This is a genomic window from Mesorhizobium sp. BR1-1-2, assembly GCF_020165435.1.
GTDB lineage: Bacteria > Pseudomonadota > Alphaproteobacteria > Rhizobiales > Rhizobiaceae > Mesorhizobium.
In genome coordinates this window covers 551008-566831 of record NZ_JAIUID010000004.1, presented here as the reverse complement: position 1 = coordinate 566831, position 15824 = coordinate 551008, and the positions used below count along the sequence as shown (strand labels likewise).

The following is a 15824-nucleotide window of genomic DNA, read 5'->3' as shown; positions in this document are numbered from 1 at the left end:
GGGGTTGGTCTGGGGTCGCACGCCGGGATGGATTCTGCCCATCGGACTGATGCGTTTTCTCATTCACCTCGCCTGAAGGGCGCGTCAGGCCTTGCCCGGACGCCGGCGGCTTGTTGCCTGCGGCGTCCTGGGAGAATGAATCGGCGGGATCGCCGTCGCTCCTGGCAGGATATTTGGTGGCACCAGTTTCGCGGCGATTTTCGTGTCCAGTCATGGGCCGATCCTCCTTTGGCACAGTCATAACCTGGTTTCGACCGGCAGGTTCCAGCGGCTAAGCCGGAAGCGCGGATTTGAATCCGCCGCCGCCCCTATGGCCGGAAACCAATTTGGCGGCGTTGCGTTGACCCCGCGGGATCAGATCCCCCAACAGCTTCGGAGAAAATCCATGCTCGACCGCAGCGGAAGCGCCGTCCTGACGACCGACAGTCTCTGATAACGAGCAGCAACATGGCTCGCATCGAGCGCGGACATTGTTTCTGCGGTGCCGTCACGGCGGTGATGGAAGGAGAGCCCTTCTGGATCTGCTTCGACCATGACGACGATTGCCGACGGGCGATCGGCGGACCTATGACCATCTGGATCGGCTATCGTCCGCACCAAGTCGAACTGACCGCCGGGAAGCCGAAGACCTTTTCGAAGACGAAGGGGGTCGTTCGCTCCTTCTGCGCCGATTGCGGTACCTCGATCTTCTATGCCGACGAAGGCCTGCCTGACGAACTCTATGTCTCGATCGGCTTCATGGACGCGCCGGAGCGGTTTCCGCCACAGGCACAGGCCTATTGGGATATGCGCCTGCCATTCATCGAAATGGCCGACGGCTTGCCCCGCGTCGACGGCTACACGAGGCGCCGCGATCCAGCCCTGGGCAATCCGCGCGACCGTTGATGGCCCTCAAACAGAACCGCTCTACTACAAGGCCCAGGCTATTGCCCGATCAGGGTCAGGCCGAAGAGAATGGCCAGCCACAGGCCCACCGCCGCGACCGCAAGCCTGGGGAGGATGCCCTCGCCCGCCAGATGCATGAACAGCAGCGCGATCACCACTGTCTTGGCGGCCGCCGCGGCGAGGTTGATCGCGGAATTGAATCCGCCAAGGTCGAGAAACGAAGAGCCGACGGTAAGCGCCAGCAAGGCGAGCAGCGCGAGATAGGCGAATGTGAGCTTGGCGAGGTCGCTCATCGTCGTCAGGCCCGGTTGATCAGATAGAGGACCGGGAACAGGAACACCCAGACGATGTCGACGAAATGCCAATAGAGTCCGATCGCCTGCACGCGGCGCGCCCGGCTGGCCTGCGCGCTCCCCGGCCAGAGCAACAGCATGCCGGCGATCACCGCGATGCCGCCTATCAGATGCAGCGCGTGCAGCGATGTCATGGCGAAATAGAGCGCGAAGAAGAACTCGGCATGGGCCGGATCGGGGCCTGCGAAGCTGAATGGCGCGCCAAGCACCGGCGCCAGGCCCTCGCTGAATTCCTTGCCGTATTCGATCGCCTTGATCACCAGGAACATGCAGCCAAGCAGGCTCGTGGACATCAGGGCCCAGAAGGCGGGCCGCCAACGCCGCGCCGCGGTGAACATATGGGCAAGTGCCATCGCGAAACTGCTGGTGATCAGGACCGCCGTATTCAGCGTGCCGAGTGGCAATGACAGATGCTGTGACGCCGCGGCGAATGCCGCACCATAGCTTAATCGGGCGTAGAGGAACACCAGCACGATCGCGCCGAACAGCATCGCCTCGGAGCCGATGAAAATCCACATGCCGAACGCATCGGCGGCCTTCTCGCGGGCCCGTGTGTCGAAGGCAATGCTTTCGGTCGACCCGCTCATGAGGCTTCGTCCCTGTGCGGGCTGAACGTCTCGTGCCTCAGGCCTTTCATGGCATAGTCATAGGCCGGCCGCCTGACCACCGGCACGATGTCGAAATTATGCGGGGGCGGCGGCGAAGCCGTCTGCCATTCAAGGCCGGTCGCGCCCCACGGGTTGGCCGGCGCCCGCGCGCCGCGAAACAGCGACCAGCCAAGATAGAGCAGCGGCATCAGGTAGCCGACGGCCAGCACGACTGCACCGGCGGAGGACAATACGTGCCAGAACTGAAACTCCGGCGGGTAGGTGTGATAGCGCCGCGGCATGCCGAGAAAACCGAGCACGAATTGCGGAAAGAAAGTCAGGTTGAAGCCGAGGAAGGTCACGGTCGCGGCGATGCGGCCCCAGGTTTCGGAATAGACGCGGCCGGTGATCTTCGGCCACCAGAAATGCAATCCCGCCATATAGGCCGTCACCATGCCGCCAACCATGATGTAATGGAAATGCGCCACGACGAAATAGGTGTCATGAACGTGGACGTCGACGGCGAGAGCGGCCAGGAACAGGCCGGCCAGCCCCCCGAAAGTGAACAGCGCCAGGAAAAACAGCGCATAAAGCATGGGCGTCTCGAAAGTGATCTCGCCCTTGCGCAGCGTCAGGGTCCAGTTGAACACTTTTATCGCCGAGGGGATCGCGACGCAGAACGACAGGAACGAGAACACGATGCCGGCATAGGCCGACTGGCCTGATACGAACATATGGTGACCCCAGACCAGGAAGCCGAACACGGCAATCGCCATCGAAGACATTGCCACCGCCTTGTAGCCGAACAGCGGGCGCTTGCTGAAGCAGGGCAGCACTTCGGAAACAACGCCCATGCCGGGCAGGATCATGATGTAGACCGCGGGGTGCGAGTAGAACCAGAACAGATGCTGGAACAGCAGCGGGTCGCCGCCCAGAGCGGGATTGAAGATGCCGATACCGAAGGCACGCTCCAGCACGATCAGGATCAGCGAGGCGGCCAGCACCGGCGTCGCCAGCACCATGACCAGCGCGGTGGCATACATCGTCCAGACGAAGATCGGCAGCCTGAACCAGGTCAGCCCCGGCGCCCGTAGCGTGTGGACGGTGACGATGAAATTGATGCCGGTCATGATAGTCGAGAAGCCGACGATGAAGACGCCCAGCGCGGCCATCGATACGAAGCCGTTGGCATAGAGCGTGGAGAGCGGCGTGTAGAAGGTCCACCCCGTGTCGACCCCGCCGGCGAGCACCGCGGCCAGGGCAAAGGCGCTGCCGAAGATGAACACGTACCAGCTGGCGAGATTGAGCCGCGGAAAAGCGAGATCGCGCGCGCCGATCATCAGCGGCAGCAGGAAATTGCCGAGCGTCGCGGGGATCGACGGCACCAGGAAGAACCACACCATGATGATGCCATGCAGGGAAAACAGCCTGTTATAGACATCGTCCGACACCAGATCGCCCGCAGGCGACGCGAGTTCGATCCGCATCATCACGGCGAAGGCGCCGCCAAGAAAGAAGAATGCCGTCAGCGACATCAAGTAGAGCCAGGCGACGCGCTTGTGGTCGGTGGTCAAGAGCCAGGCGGCAGGTCCGGCCTCCCCATGCAGATAGCTCGACGGCGCCAAGGCTTGCCTGCTCATTGGGTCGCCCCGCTTTCCCTGGTTGCCCGCGGTGACAGGGATTTCAGGTAAGCCAAAAGCATCTGCAACTCCTGCTCGTCGACAAGACCATCGAAACTCGGCATCACGGGCTCATATCCTGCGGCGATCTCCTTCTTCGGATTGAGGATGGAATCGCGCAGATAGCGTTCGTCGGCAATGACGGTCTGTTGATTGTCAAGGGCCACCGGCCGTCCGAAGACCCCGGCCAGATCCGGCGCCCTCACCTTGCTGGAATTGCCATGGCAGCCGGAGCAGCCGAGCGCGCGGAAGAGTTTTTCGCCGTCGGCCGCAAGCGTTTCACCCTGGCCCTGGTTGCCCAGCCACGCCGCATATTCTTGCGGCGGCATCACGGTCACCCAGCCGCCCATCTCCGAATGCTGGGTGCCGCAATATTGCGCGCAGAACAAATGATACCGTCCGGGCTCGCTGGCGATGAACCAGACATGCGTCGTGCGTCCCGGCACCGCGTCCTGTTTGACCCGGAAGGCAGGTACGAAGAATGAGTGGATCACGTCCTGCGATGCCAGCGACACGATCACCGCCTTGCCGACCGGCACATGCAGTTCGTTGATTTCACGCTGACCGCCAGGATGACGAAACTCCCACATCCATTGCTTGCCGAGGCCGGCGATCTCGAGCGCGTCGAGCGGCGGATGCTCGCGGCGCAGGAACAGCACGGCTCCCCATCCGAAGATGGTGAAAGCGATCAGCAGGCTGGCGACTGTCCAGGTGACCTCGAGCGGCGTGCTGCGCGCACGCTCCCCCGTTCGTTCCACCTTGGAGCCGGCGCGATATTTGATCGCGTAGAAAACGACCAGGCTGGTCAAGAAGACGCCCAGCGCGACGGTGAAGGCAAGCAGGACGTAGAACAGCGCGTCGACACTGCTGGCAATCGAGGAGGCCTCCGGCGGCGTAAAGGGGATGCCGAACGTCAAATCGGCCTCCTTCGCGAAAGTACGAGGATAGTGGCGCCAAGGCCAAGCAGCGTCGCCATGCCTGTCACTTTCACGACTGCCCAGATCGCTGGCGTGTACTGGCCCTTTGACGCGTCGAAGCCGGCACACAGCAGAAAGACGTGATCGGCGATGGAGCCAAGCCGCCGGGCCGACGCCTCGACCAGGGCAAGCCTGAGGTCCCGCGGCTCGAAGCTCAGCGCCGGAAGGACTTGCGCGATCCGGCCCTGCGGCGTTAGCGCGATGACCGCGATCGGGTGGACATATTGCGAGATCCGGTCGCGCCGATCGAATGTGATCCCGGCCTCCGCGGCAAGGGCCGCGCCAGCGCCATCCTCGCTGGTCAGGAAGCGCCACGCGGACAACCCTGCCTGACCGGCGGAACGCCCGACCTCGGTTCGCACCGACGCCGCATCCGCGCTGGTCTCGGAAGCATCTATCGAGACGAAGAGAGCATGGTAGGTCGCAGGATCGAGGCCGGTCTTGTTCAGATCCGAGGCAACCGCCTGCTGGGTCACGCCGCAGAGGTTGGGGCATTTGTCGTAACCGAAGATGAGCAGCGCCGGCCGCCCGCCGAGGATGCCGGAAAGCGTCTGCCGTCCGCCCGAAGCCTCGCGGAAGACCGTGTCGAGGCTGAGTTGCGCGCCGATCTGCGGGTCGAAAGCCGGCCGCGCGCAAACGCCGGCGGTCATTGCAGCAAGGAGCACAAGCAGCAGGGCCGAACGCCTCATGGCCTCGCCCCCGTGGCCGGTGCGGCCTGGTGCTGCGGCGTCGTGGGGTTTGGCTGCGCCACGTCCGCATTGGCGCGGCAAATGCCAGCCTGCGGCGCACGCGGAACCTGGCCTTCGAGCAAGGCGCAGTCCTCACCGGCCGCAGCGGGCGTTCCCGCCCAGTCCGGCAGCCCCTGCGCGGCGACCAGCTTCATGGCGTCGTCGATCGGAATGCGCGCGATGCCGCCATTGCGGTCGACCCAGCCCAGTGTGTCGAGTTCACGGTCTTCCTGCTGACGGAACGCGGCAAGATCGGCCCCGGGAGAATGCTGCAAGGCAGGACCTGCGGCGCTGCCCTTCATCTGCGTGCCCGCAAGTGGCCAGAACGGGGCCGTATCGAAAATCAGCCTCAGCCCAAGCGCGGCGAGCGCCAGGAAGACAAGTAGGCCGAGGCCAATGAGCACGAGCGCCCTCGGCCAGACATCGCGTGTTTCGGGATGACGCACGACCTTAGCCACGGGCCGGCCTCCCGCGCCAGACAGCGATGCGATCCGGCCTGGTCCAGACATAGACGAAGCATCCGCACCAGATGCCGCCTGCGCCGGCAATTGCCGCGAGATCCGGCCACGACACTCCTGCACCGAGGACGGACAAAGGCGGGCGGATGCGCCAGGCGACATCGGCGAAATGTCCGGCCAGCAGGAGCGCGCCGAGCCCTATCAGGCCAACGCGGCTGCGCTTGACGGAGCGGTTCAGGAAACCGGCGAAGGGCAAGGCAAATTGCAGCGCGATCAGCAGCCAAAGCAGATACTGCCAGCCATTTCGACCACGGATGACATACCAATGGATTTCGTCGGGCAGGTCGCCGCCCCAGACGACCAGCCACTGCATGAATGCCAGATAGGCCCAGATGAGCATGAAGCCGAACAGCATGTTGGCGAGGTCTTCGCCGAGCGCCACGTTCTCCTCGCCACCCGGCGCCGACTCGATCGTGCGGCCCGCCGAAAGCACCGCCAGCGCCAGCCCGCACACGCCGACGACCTCGGCCGCCGCTTCGAGCATCGCATAGATGGTGGAGTAGAAATCCGGCTCTATCGACATCATCCAGTCGATGGCAAACACCGTCACGGCAAAGCCGTGCGCGACGAGCCCGATGGCGTAGCCGCCGCCAGGCCTGCTTGCAACCCTTTCCGAACCGGGCGCCGTCCAGCCAATCACAAGCCAAGCCAGCGCCAGCCAGACGAGAGCACAGGCAATGAAACGAACGACGAAGAATGGCACGTTGAGATAGGTCAGTTTCTGGCGCGCCACTTCCGTCAGCGCAGTCGTATCGGCTCCTGCCCAGGGAAAGACCAGATCGGGCCGCGCAAGCACCGGCAGCATCAACAGCAGCGCGACAGGCAAGGTCGCGACGGCCGCCCGCAGCGGCGGCCGCAACGCATCGCCCCAGCGCCCCCCGGTCAGCCCGTGCACCATGAGCAGGGTCATTGCACCGAGCGGCAATCCGAGCAGGGATACCGCCATCATCAGCCAGCCGGCCAGTGTCGCGCGCGGGGCGACGAACAGCCCGGCCGCGCACAGACAGAGCCCCGCGGCGGCCACCACGAGCAGCAGGACGAGGTAGCCGTCGGGCCGGGCGGCGCGCTTCATCGTGCCGCCTCCGCATCGAGTTTCGCGCGAAGGGATTCGGGCAGCCTGCCGGCCGCAGCATGACGCGAATATTGCAGCGCCCGGATGTAGGCCACGATCGCCCAGCGGTCCCGCGGCTCGACACGCGCGGCATAGGGATACATCGCACCGTAGCCGTTTGTGATGACGTCGTAGAAATGCCGGTCCGGCGCCTTGCGAAGGGCATCCTGATGGTAGGTCGGAGGCGGCGGGAAACCGCGCCTGACCACCATCCCGTGCCCGTCGCCGGTGCGGCCGTGGCAGGGAGAGCAGAAGATATCGAAGCGTTGCTGCCCACGCTGAAGCAGCGCCATGGTGATCGGGTACGGGGATTTGTCCGGCGTCGCCGCCAGGTCAGCGTCGCGCGTCACCGTACCTTCGACCGGTGTCCTTGCCGACATGCCGTCGGCGAACACTCTGCTGTTTTCGAGCGGATCGTAGCGAGGCTGGTCGGCCATGTCCTGCTTGCAGGCGCCGAGGAGCAGGCAAACCGGCAAAAGCAGCCGCGGGTTCATGTCGCCACCTCCTCGACCGTCTCGGCGCCAAGCCGTGTCAGTTGCCCCTTGGTGACGCTCTTGCGGTATTTCGGGTCGGTGGCCTCGATCAGCAGGTAGAACTTGCCGCCGCGCGCGTAGGTAAAGCTCTCGGCGTTGAAGACGGGGTGATAGTATTGCGGCAGCCGGTTCGCGGCCAGCATGCCGAAGAAGCCGGCAAACACGCTGGCCAGGATCGCGGCTTCGAAGGCGATGACCGTGAACGGCGGCCAGGAATGCAGCGGCCGGCCGCCGACATTGACCGGATAGTCAATCTCGACGGAATAAAGGATCAATGCATAGGCCAGCACGCCGCCGGCGACGCCGCCGGCCAGCATGACCCACGGCAACCGTGTCTTTCGCATGCCCAATATGTCTATCAGGCCATGCACCTCGAACGGCGAGAACGCATCCATATGCCGGTAGCCCTTGTCGCGCATCGTTTGCGCCGCCCTGGTCAGCGCATCCGCATCGGCGAAAGCCGCGATGACACCATGGACGCTCATGCCGCGCGGCCTTTCTGCTCGGCCAGTTCTTCGACCTCGAAGATGGTGATCGCCGGCAGGATGCGGATGAACAGGAAGACAAGCGCGAAGAAGGTGCCGATCGATCCGAACAGGATGCCGAAATCGAGCCAGGTCAGCGACTGCTCGCCCCAGGACGACGGCAGGTAGTCGCGGCTCGGGCCGGTCACCACGATGATATAGCGCTCAAGCCACATGCCGATGTTGATGACCAGCGCGATCGAAAACAGCAGCGGCATATTGGATCGCACGCGGCGAAACCAAAGCAGTTGCAGCACCGCGCAATTGCAGAAGAGCATGGTCCAGAACAGCGGTGCATAAGGGCCGACGGCGCGCTGGACCATCATCGCGCGCTCGTAAGGCTCACCCGAATACCAGGAGAAGAACGCTTCCGACGCATAGCCGTAGATGACGATCATGCCAGCCGCGATCATCAGTTTGGCGGCGTTGTCCATGTGGCGCGGCGTGATCAGGTCCTCCACAGCGAATGCCCAGCGCAAGGGAATGGCGATGGTCAGCACCATGGCGAAGCCGGAGAGGAGCGCGCCGGCGACGAAATAGGGCGGGAAGATCGTCGAATGGAAGCCCGGCGTGATGGCGAAGGTGAAATCGAGAGCGACGATCGAATGCACCGAGACGACCAGCGGTGTCGCGAGCGCCGCCATCAGGAAATAGACCGTCCGATAGCGCGCCCAATGATAGGCCGAGCCGCGCCAGCCAAGCGCCAGTATGCCGTAGAAAAGTTGCCCGGCGCGCGACTTCGCCCGGTCGCGCAGCACGCCGAGATCGGGCAGCAGTCCCGTGTACCAGAACAGCAGCGAGACGGTGGCGTAGGTGGAAATCGCGGCGAAGTCCCAGACCAGCGGGCTGCGCCATTGCGGCCAATGCATGTGGGTGTTGGGCAGGGGCAGCAGCCAATAGAAGAACCACGGCCGGCCAAGATGCAGGATCGGGTAAAGGCCGGCCATCGCCACCGCAAACAGCGTCATCGCTTCGGCGAAGCGGTTGATCGAGGCGCGCCAGGGCTGGCGCAGCAGCAGCAGCACCGCCGAGATCAGCGTGCCGGCATGGCCAATGCCGATCCACCACACGAAACTCGAGATCATCGTGCCCCAGACCACGGGAACGTTGACCCCATAGGCGCCGACGCCGACCGAGACCAGGTAGGTGATGGAGTAGAGGAACAGCAATACGAAGGCGAAGCAGACGAAGAACGCCGACCAGAAGAAACGCGGCAGCTTCCCTTGCAGGACCACCGCGCTGATACGGCCGCTAATCTCTGGAAAATCGTGACGCCCGCGCAGCACAGGTGTCACGCCTTTGCTCGTCCTGCGGGCGGCCACGTCAGCCATCGCCGCCCTCCGGGCTGGATGCCGCGGCGAGCCGGTCGTTCGGGTTGCTGACCTTGCCCAGATAGGTGGTGCGCGGCCTTGTGTTCAGTTCTTCCAGCAGCGCGTAATTGTGCGGCGAGGCCTTTTCCTGGACGACCTGCGAATCCTTCCTGTTGAGATCGCCGAAGGTGATGGCTTGTGTCGGGCACGCCTGCTGGCAGGCGGTGACGATTTCACCGTCCTCGATCTCCCGGTTCTCGATCTGGGCGCGGATCCGTTTTTGCGAAATGCGCTGTACGCAGTAGCTGCATTTTTCCATGACGCCGCGCGAACGCACGGTGACATCGGGATTGTGGACGGCCTGCTCGGGCCCCGCGCTGTCCTTGTCGAACTCCTGGTACTCCAGGAAATTGAACCGCCGCACCTTGTAGGGACAGTTCTGCGAGCAGTAGCGCGTGCCGATACAGCGGTTGTAAACCTGCGCGTTCAGCCCGTCATGCGTATGGATGGTCGCATTGACCGGACAGACCACCTCGCACGGCGCCTTCTCGCAATGCATGCACGGCACCGGCTGGAAGAAGGTGTCCGGATCGTCGATCCCGCCTGCATAGTAGCGGTCGATGCGCAGCCAGTGCATTTCGTGGCCGAGTGCCGCCTCGTCCGGCCCCACCGTCGCGATGTTGTTCTCAGCCTGGCAGGCCGAAACGCAGGCCATGCAGCCGATGCAAGCCGACAGGTCGATCGACATGCCCCAGGCTTCCTGGTCGTAGTTCCAGTCGGGGTAGAGCGATTCCATGGGCGCTGGCGGCACGCCGTCGCGCACGAAATGGGGATTTGCCCTGAACGCATCGAGGGAGGCATGGCGGATGATCGCCCTGCCCTCCATCGCCTGATGATGCTGGGTCGTCACCACGCGCGCCGAACCGCCGCGCGGGGTCAGGACGACATTGTCGGCAAACCATGGCGCATCGCTGGTCCGGATCGCGAAGGCATCGTAGCCGCCAGCGAGTGCCGCCACCGAGCCGGCCTTGCGTCCAAATCCGAGCGACAGCGTCACCGTGTCGTCAGGCTGTCCCGGCGTGATCCAGACGGGTGCGTCTAGCGTCCTGCCGTCCTGCGCTAGGTTGACCACCTGCCCGTTTTCGAGCCCCAGGCGCTGCGCTGTGGCTGGCGACACCAGCGCCGCATTGCCCCAGACGAGCTTGCTTAGCGGCCTGGGCAATTCCTGAAGCCAGGATGAATTGGCGTGGCGGCCGTCGCGAAGCCAGGGATCGGCGACGAAGCGAACCTCCAGCCCTTTGGCGACGGCATTCGGTTCGGAGCTATCGCTATCCGGCGGTGCCGAAACGACAGCGGGGGCGGCAGCACTGTCCGGTACGACACCGTCGCGCAGCGCCTTGCGCCAGGCCACCGCGTCCATGGCGGCCCACGTCCGGCGCACCGGTGCCTGCGCATTGGCGCCGAATTCACCGCCCAGCGCTGCAAGCAACTGATGCAGGCTCTTGCCACCGAACAGAGGCTCTATGAGCGGCTGCACGATCGAGACCGTACCGTCATAGGCCCGGATATCGCTCCAGCTCTCCAACTCATGCGCGGCCGGAATATGCCATTGAGCCAGAAACGCGGTCTCATCGCGATAGAGTCCCCAATGAACAAGAAGCTTCAGGCTCGAAAAAGCCTTCCGCGCATCGATGTCCGATGGCGCCGTGTGCAAGGGATTGGCGCCGAGCACGACGACCTTGTCGATCGAACCATCTGTGACGACCCGGCAGAGCGCTGCAAGATCACCATCGATCGGCATGGCATCAGGCGGCTCGATCAGTTGCAGCGTGTTGCCAAGGGCGCCAAGCCTGGCATTCATCGCGAGGGCCAAGACATGCACGGACGGTGTCTGGTGCGCCCCGGGCACCACGAGCGCGTCGCGGCCGGCGCCGCGCAGATCGTCGGCAAGCGCATTTGTCCACTCCGGACCGAGCGGCGACAAGCCAGCCGCCGCATTGTTGCCCTCGAGAGCGGCCTTGATTGCCGCCGCGACGCTTGCGACGGCGCTTGGCCTGACGGCGCGGCGATGGTCGGCGGCGGCACCCGTGATGGTGGGAGTCGCCTCGACGACATAGAGGCGGCTCATCGTGTCCGTCGATTTGCGCACCCGCCGCCGCTGCGCGAAATCACGAGCATAGGCCAGGCGCCCCGGGCCATCGCCCAGGAAATCGGCATCCAGGCTGACGATCACATCGGCGCGGTCGAAACGGTAGATCGACGTCAACGGCCTGCCGAACAATGTACCCGTTGCCTGTTCACCGGAATTGGCCGCAAGCGGATCGTGCCGGAAGACACGAAGTCTGGGATAGTGCGCCCTCAGCGCCGCGATCTGCGCCTTCGTCGTCGGCGATGTCGTCGCTTCGAGCAGCAGTGCCAGCCCTTGCCCGCCTGAAGCGAGGAATCCACCAGCCAGTTCGGCGATCTCTTTCAGGAACTCGTCGTAACTCGCCGGCTCGCCCTTCCTGAGCGGCGTGCGAGACCGCTCGGGATCGAACAGCGACAACACCGCCGCCTGCATGACGGCATCGGTGGCGCCGCGCGATGCCGGATGATCCGGGTTGCCCTCGACCTTTGTCGGCCGGCCTTCATGGCTCTCGATCACGGCTCCGATGCCGTAGCCATCGCTGGAGAGGGCTGTCGCGTAGTAGAGCGGCCGGCCGGGGATGATATTCTCCGGCTGGCGGACATAAGGCACGATGCTCTCGGCCTCGCTGCAGGCAGTCAGCCCAGCCAGCGACAGCGATGCTCCCATCAGTTTCAAGACGGTGCGCCGATCGAAGCCAGGCTGAAGGCGATCGGCCATCGCGGGGAATTCCGCCTCCACAAAGCGCTGGAATTCCGCCGTGTCAGCCAGTTCGTCCAGGCTTCGCCATGGCTCGCGCCCCGCCGCGGCGAGCCGCAATGCCGCAAGATCGAAAGCCGGGTTTCGGTCAGCGGTGGCAGACATAGCAATCCGTCATCGTCTCGGGATGAATGTCGAGCACGCTGATCAGGGAACGCCGGATCTGCTCGATGTCGTCAGGCGGCTTCCAGTGCATCAGGAAAACGTCTTGCGGCGGGCGAAGGTTGGGACCTGGGTCGCGGTGGCAGCCAAGGCACCACTCCATCGACAATGAATGCGCCCGTCGCGTCAGCGGCATCTCGTCAACCGCGCCATGGCAGGTCTCGCAGGCGACGCCCTTGGCGATATGGATGGAGTGGTTGAAGTAAACGAAATCCGGCACCGCATTGACCCGCTGCCATTGCAGCGGCTGTCCCGAAGCGAGACTTGCGCGCACCGGCGCCAACATCTCGGCATTGGTGAAGAGCTGCGAATGACAGGTCATGCACACTTCCGTTGCCGGCAGTCCCGCCGAGGCTGACGTCTCGACCCCGTTGTGGCAATAACGACAGTCCAGTCCGATATCGCCGACATGATGCTTGTGGCTAAAGGGAACGGCCTGGGCCACGGGTTGCCCCACGCCAGTAACGAACCCTGAACGCAAAAACGCCGTGCCGCCGACGGCCGCCAGAAGCGCGAAACAGCAAACACCCCACAGAAAAAAGCGGGCAATCCCATTGGCGTTGCTGGAAAAAACCTGCGGCATCCTCGCCGATTTTTCGCTTGGAACAAGCTTTTGGATCGAGCGCCTAACGGCGGCAAAGCGACAAAGGTTCCGTCAACGCGGAATGCTCACAAAATGGTGAGTTGGGAGCGCCCTCGAAAACCGCGACCGATCGCAACCATGCGAGACGGCCAGCGTTCGAAACAATCATGAGCCTGTCGTAATGGAAATGCTGTCATGACTTCTGCCAATCCGAATCTCGCCGGCAGGCGTCGCTCCGGCGTCGCCTTCTGGTGGACCATGTTCGTGGGTGTGCTGCTGGCAACACTTGGTTTGCTGATTGGCGCAGGCGGCGCCTGGCTCGTCGCGCTGGGCGGCTCCTGGTACTATTTGCCCACCGGGGTGGCTCTCCTGGCGGCGGGGGTTTTGCTTTTGAGCGGCAATGCCGCCGGAGTCTGGCTCTACGTCCTGACCTGGATCGCGACGCTCGCCTGGGCTTATTGGGAAGTCGGCATGGACGGCTGGGGGTTGATGCCCCGGGTACTCGCGCCGACGGTCATCCTGATCTTCGTTCTTTTGACCTTGCCCGCCTTCCGCGCCGGGCGCGCGAAACGGGTTCGCGACCGCGGCTGCGCGACCGCATCCGTTGCCCTTTTCATTGTTGGCTGCGCGATCGGGCTTCAGCATTTCACGCCCTCGGCACAATCCCAGGAGGCATCCCCGGTTGCCCCGGTCACGCCACCGGCCGCAGGAAGCGCATCTGGTCAGGTTCCGGTCAGCCCTCAGCCCGATGTCGCGATACACCAGGCTGGACCGAATTGGCCCGTCTATGGCGGCTCGGAACTTGCCACCCGCTATTCGCCTCTCAAACAGATCACCGCCGACAACGTCGCGAAGCTGACCAAAGTTTGGGATTTCCACACGGGCGATATGCCTAGCAAGGCGGCGACCGACAAATACTCCCCGGAAAACACCCCCCTCGAAGTGGACGGGCACCTGTTTGCATGTTCGGCCAAGGGCATCGTCATCTCGGCCAATGCGGCAACCGGCAGGGAGGAGTGGCGCTATGATCCGAAGGTGTCCGACGCCGCCATCCCATACGGCGCCAGTTGCCGGGGCGTCGCCTACTACGCCGTTCCGGGCGCAAGCGCCGATCGACCATGCGCAACACGCATCCTGTGGGGCACGCTCGATGCGAGGCTGATTGCCATCGACGCCAGGACCGGGAAGGCATGTGGCGATTTCGGCCAGCAGGGCGTCGTCGATCTCACCCAGGGGCTCGGCAAAACCGTGCCCGGCTGGTATTCGGTGACGGCGCCTCCGACCATCGTGCGCGGCATTGCCGTGCTTGGCGCTCAGGTGCAGGACGGCCAGGCCGAGGATGCCCCGTCAGGCGTCGTGCGCGGCTATGACGTGATGTCGGGGAGACTAGTCTGGGCTTGGGACATGGGCCATCCGGACCGCACGGGCGCGCCGCCCCAGGGCGATACCTACACGCGCGGCACGCCCAACATGTGGACCGTAGCCGCCGCCGATCCGCAGCTCGGCTATGTCTTCCTGCCGCTCGGCAACGCCGCCGTCGACTATTATGGTGTCGATCGCAAGGACTTCGAAAACCAATACAACTCCTCAATCGTCGCCGTCGATGTCACGACGGGCAAGCCGGTCTGGCATTTTCAGACCGTCCATCACGACCTTTGGGACTACGACCTCGGTTCGCAGCCGACGCTCGTCGATTTTCCGTCAGCCAATGGAAAGGTTCCCGCAATCATCGTGCCCAGCAAGCAGGGCCAGATCTACGTGCTCGACCGCAAGACCGGAAAATCGCTGTTCCCCGTCGAGGAACGGCCGGTGCCGTCGGGCGGCGTCGAACCAGAGAAATTGTCCAGGACGCAGCCCTATTCCGGCTATGCGCATCTCGACCAGCCTGTGCTGACCGAGAAGGACATGTGGGGCATGAGTCCGCTCGACCAGCTCTACTGCCGCATCCAGTTCCGGCAGGCTTCCTACCAGGGCGAATATACGCCCCCGACGGTGGACAAGCCGTTCATCGAATATCCCGGCTACAATGGCGGCTCCGACTGGGGAAGTGTCGCCGTCGATACCGATTCCGGCATCCTGGTCGCCAATTACAACGACATGCCCAACTACAATCAGTTGATACCGCGCCAGAAGGCGGACCAGATAGGCTTCAGGTCGATCGAACAGGGCGGCGCTTCGAAAAGAGCCAAGGACATGGGTGACCCGCAGATGGGATCGCCCTACGCCATTGCCGTCAACGCGGGCTGGCGCCTCTCGACGGGGCTGCTTTGTTCCGAGCCGCCTTATGGCCATATCCGGGCCATCGAGCTGAAGACGGGCAAGACGCTCTGGGACAAGCCGCTTGGCGAGGCGGTCGAGAATGGCCCCTGGCGCATCCCATCCATGTTGCCGTTGGATATTGGCACGCCCAACAATGGCGGGCCGCTCGTGACCGCCGGCGGCCTGATCTTCATCGCGGCGGCGACGGACGACAAGCTGCGCGCCATCGATATCAGGACCGGCAAGGTGGTCTGGCAGACGGACCTGCCGGCCGGCGGTCAGACCACCCCGATGACCTATGAGGTCGGCGGGCGGCAATATGTCGTCATCGCGCCCGGCGGTCATCATTTCATGGAGACGAAGGTCGGCGACGACGTGATCGCTTATGCGTTGCCGGCGGACTGATCGCGCCTGAACCGGACTGGCTTGCGCTTTTCGGCTGGTAAAGCGTGATCCCGCCCGCCGGCCCGGCGATTTCTGGGGAACCTTGCCGGGATGAGCAGGTTTTAGCTGCCTGAGACACTCCAAATTCGTCGGAAGGAGCAGCTCATGAGCAACGATCCCGACAAGGAGGGGCCTGTCTTTTCCGCAGAGGATGCGCGGCAAGGCGAGATTATCCTGCGAACGCGAACGCGCCGTATCATCTTCATTGCGGGACTTGTCGGCATCGTCCTGTTGATGGTGCTGCTGCGCTTCGCTTAGCGCGGGCCGGCCACAAACACTCGATCTGA

At 63.9% G+C, this 15824-nt stretch carries 15 protein-coding genes; 3 read left to right on the top strand and 12 right to left on the bottom strand.

The features are described 5' to 3' along the window. Positions 1-447: 447 nt before the first annotated feature. The gene (locus LB551_RS12375) at positions 448-885 is read left to right on the top strand and encodes a GFA family protein (protein ID WP_140549755.1); all 438 of its coding nucleotides are present in this window, start codon (positions 448-450) and stop codon (positions 883-885) included. Between the two features lie 38 nt (positions 886-923). Here LB551_RS12375 and LB551_RS12370 read toward each other — a convergent pair whose 3' ends face one another. From LB551_RS12370 to LB551_RS12315, 12 genes are read right to left on the bottom strand one after another with little or no spacing between them, the layout of a single operon-like run. Further along, positions 924-1178 (bottom strand): cytochrome C oxidase subunit IV family protein, encoded by a 255-nt coding sequence (locus tag LB551_RS12370; RefSeq protein WP_224659316.1) that lies wholly within the window; start codon positions 1176-1178, stop codon positions 924-926. Positions 1179-1183: 5 nt separating this feature from the next. Beyond that, positions 1184-1825 carry a cytochrome c oxidase subunit 3 gene (locus tag LB551_RS12365; protein ID WP_224659315.1) on the bottom strand — a complete coding sequence of 214 codons (642 nt, stop codon included), beginning with the start codon at positions 1823-1825 and terminating at the stop codon, positions 1184-1186. Then, positions 1822-3465, bottom strand: coding sequence for a cytochrome c oxidase subunit I (gene ctaD, locus LB551_RS12360; RefSeq protein ID WP_224659314.1), 1644 nt, complete (start codon positions 3463-3465; stop codon positions 1822-1824). Before ctaD ends, LB551_RS12365 begins: the two co-directional genes overlap by 4 nt. Continuing rightward, positions 3462-4421, bottom strand: coding sequence for a cytochrome c oxidase subunit II (gene coxB / locus LB551_RS12355; RefSeq protein ID WP_224659313.1), 960 nt, complete (start codon positions 4419-4421; stop codon positions 3462-3464). The genes ctaD and coxB overlap by 4 nt, the downstream gene beginning before the upstream one ends. Next, positions 4418-5170, bottom strand: a complete 753-nt coding sequence (locus tag LB551_RS12350; protein WP_224659312.1) for an SCO family protein — start codon at positions 5168-5170, stop codon at positions 4418-4420. Before LB551_RS12350 ends, coxB begins: the two co-directional genes overlap by 4 nt. Continuing rightward, positions 5167-5667, bottom strand: a complete 501-nt coding sequence (locus tag LB551_RS12345) for a hypothetical protein (RefSeq protein WP_224659311.1) — start codon at positions 5665-5667, stop codon at positions 5167-5169. Before LB551_RS12345 ends, LB551_RS12350 begins: the two co-directional genes overlap by 4 nt. Beyond that, positions 5660-6799, bottom strand: a complete 1140-nt coding sequence (locus LB551_RS12340) for a hypothetical protein (protein WP_224659310.1) — start codon at positions 6797-6799, stop codon at positions 5660-5662. Before LB551_RS12340 ends, LB551_RS12345 begins: the two co-directional genes overlap by 8 nt. Beyond that, positions 6796-7332 carry a c-type cytochrome gene (locus LB551_RS12335; protein WP_224659309.1) on the bottom strand — a complete coding sequence of 179 codons (537 nt, stop codon included), beginning with the start codon at positions 7330-7332 and terminating at the stop codon, positions 6796-6798. The genes LB551_RS12340 and LB551_RS12335 overlap by 4 nt, the downstream gene beginning before the upstream one ends. Continuing rightward, positions 7329-7856 carry a DUF3341 domain-containing protein gene (locus LB551_RS12330; protein ID WP_224659308.1) on the bottom strand — a complete coding sequence of 176 codons (528 nt, stop codon included), beginning with the start codon at positions 7854-7856 and terminating at the stop codon, positions 7329-7331. Before LB551_RS12330 ends, LB551_RS12335 begins: the two co-directional genes overlap by 4 nt. Beyond that, positions 7853-9226 (bottom strand): NrfD/PsrC family molybdoenzyme membrane anchor subunit, encoded by a 1374-nt coding sequence (nrfD, locus tag LB551_RS12325; RefSeq protein WP_140549746.1) that lies wholly within the window; start codon positions 9224-9226, stop codon positions 7853-7855. The genes LB551_RS12330 and nrfD overlap by 4 nt, the downstream gene beginning before the upstream one ends. Then, positions 9219-12194: a TAT-variant-translocated molybdopterin oxidoreductase gene (locus LB551_RS12320; RefSeq protein ID WP_224659307.1), complete on the bottom strand. Its 2976-nt coding sequence runs from the start codon at positions 12192-12194 to the stop codon at positions 9219-9221. The genes nrfD and LB551_RS12320 overlap by 8 nt, the downstream gene beginning before the upstream one ends. Next, the gene (locus LB551_RS12315) at positions 12178-12834 is read right to left on the bottom strand and encodes a cytochrome c3 family protein (protein WP_224659306.1); all 657 of its coding nucleotides are present in this window, start codon (positions 12832-12834) and stop codon (positions 12178-12180) included. Before LB551_RS12315 ends, LB551_RS12320 begins: the two co-directional genes overlap by 17 nt. 195 nt (positions 12835-13029) lie before the next feature. On the opposite strand from LB551_RS12315, the gene LB551_RS12310 reads away from it, so the two are divergent. Together LB551_RS12310 and LB551_RS12305 are read left to right on the top strand one after the other, a co-directional pair. Further along, the gene (locus LB551_RS12310) at positions 13030-15498 is read left to right on the top strand and encodes a membrane-bound PQQ-dependent dehydrogenase, glucose/quinate/shikimate family (RefSeq protein WP_224659305.1); all 2469 of its coding nucleotides are present in this window, start codon (positions 13030-13032) and stop codon (positions 15496-15498) included. A gap of 144 nt (positions 15499-15642) precedes the next feature. Further along, entirely contained in the window at positions 15643-15795 is a 153-nt protein-coding gene (locus LB551_RS12305; protein WP_224659304.1) for a peptide ABC transporter permease, read from the top strand. Positions 15796-15824 lie beyond the last annotated feature (29 nt).

Coding starts and splice junctions, on each gene's coding strand:
- LB551_RS12310 (WP_224659305.1), top strand. CDS start 13,030: ATGACTTCTGCCAATCCGAATCTCGCCGGCAGGCGTCGCTCCGGCGTC.
- LB551_RS12320 (WP_224659307.1), bottom strand. CDS start 12,194: ATGTCTGCCACCGCTGACCGAAACCCGGCTTTCGATCTTGCGGCATTG.
- LB551_RS12335 (WP_224659309.1), bottom strand. CDS start 7,332: ATGAACCCGCGGCTGCTTTTGCCGGTTTGCCTGCTCCTCGGCGCCTGC.
- nrfD (WP_140549746.1), bottom strand. CDS start 9,226: ATGGCTGACGTGGCCGCCCGCAGGACGAGCAAAGGCGTGACACCTGTG.
- LB551_RS12350 (WP_224659312.1), bottom strand. CDS start 5,170: ATGAGGCGTTCGGCCCTGCTGCTTGTGCTCCTTGCTGCAATGACCGCC.
- ctaD (WP_224659314.1), bottom strand. CDS start 3,465: ATGAGCAGGCAAGCCTTGGCGCCGTCGAGCTATCTGCATGGGGAGGCC.
- LB551_RS12340 (WP_224659310.1), bottom strand. CDS start 6,799: ATGAAGCGCGCCGCCCGGCCCGACGGCTACCTCGTCCTGCTGCTCGTG.
- LB551_RS12365 (WP_224659315.1), bottom strand. CDS start 1,825: ATGAGCGGGTCGACCGAAAGCATTGCCTTCGACACACGGGCCCGCGAG.
- LB551_RS12370 (WP_224659316.1), bottom strand. CDS start 1,178: ATGAGCGACCTCGCCAAGCTCACATTCGCCTATCTCGCGCTGCTCGCC.
- LB551_RS12330 (WP_224659308.1), bottom strand. CDS start 7,856: ATGAGCGTCCATGGTGTCATCGCGGCTTTCGCCGATGCGGATGCGCTG.
- LB551_RS12305 (WP_224659304.1), top strand. CDS start 15,643: ATGAGCAACGATCCCGACAAGGAGGGGCCTGTCTTTTCCGCAGAGGAT.
- LB551_RS12375 (WP_140549755.1), top strand. CDS start 448: ATGGCTCGCATCGAGCGCGGACATTGTTTCTGCGGTGCCGTCACGGCG.
- LB551_RS12315 (WP_224659306.1), bottom strand. CDS start 12,834: ATGCCGCAGGTTTTTTCCAGCAACGCCAATGGGATTGCCCGCTTTTTT.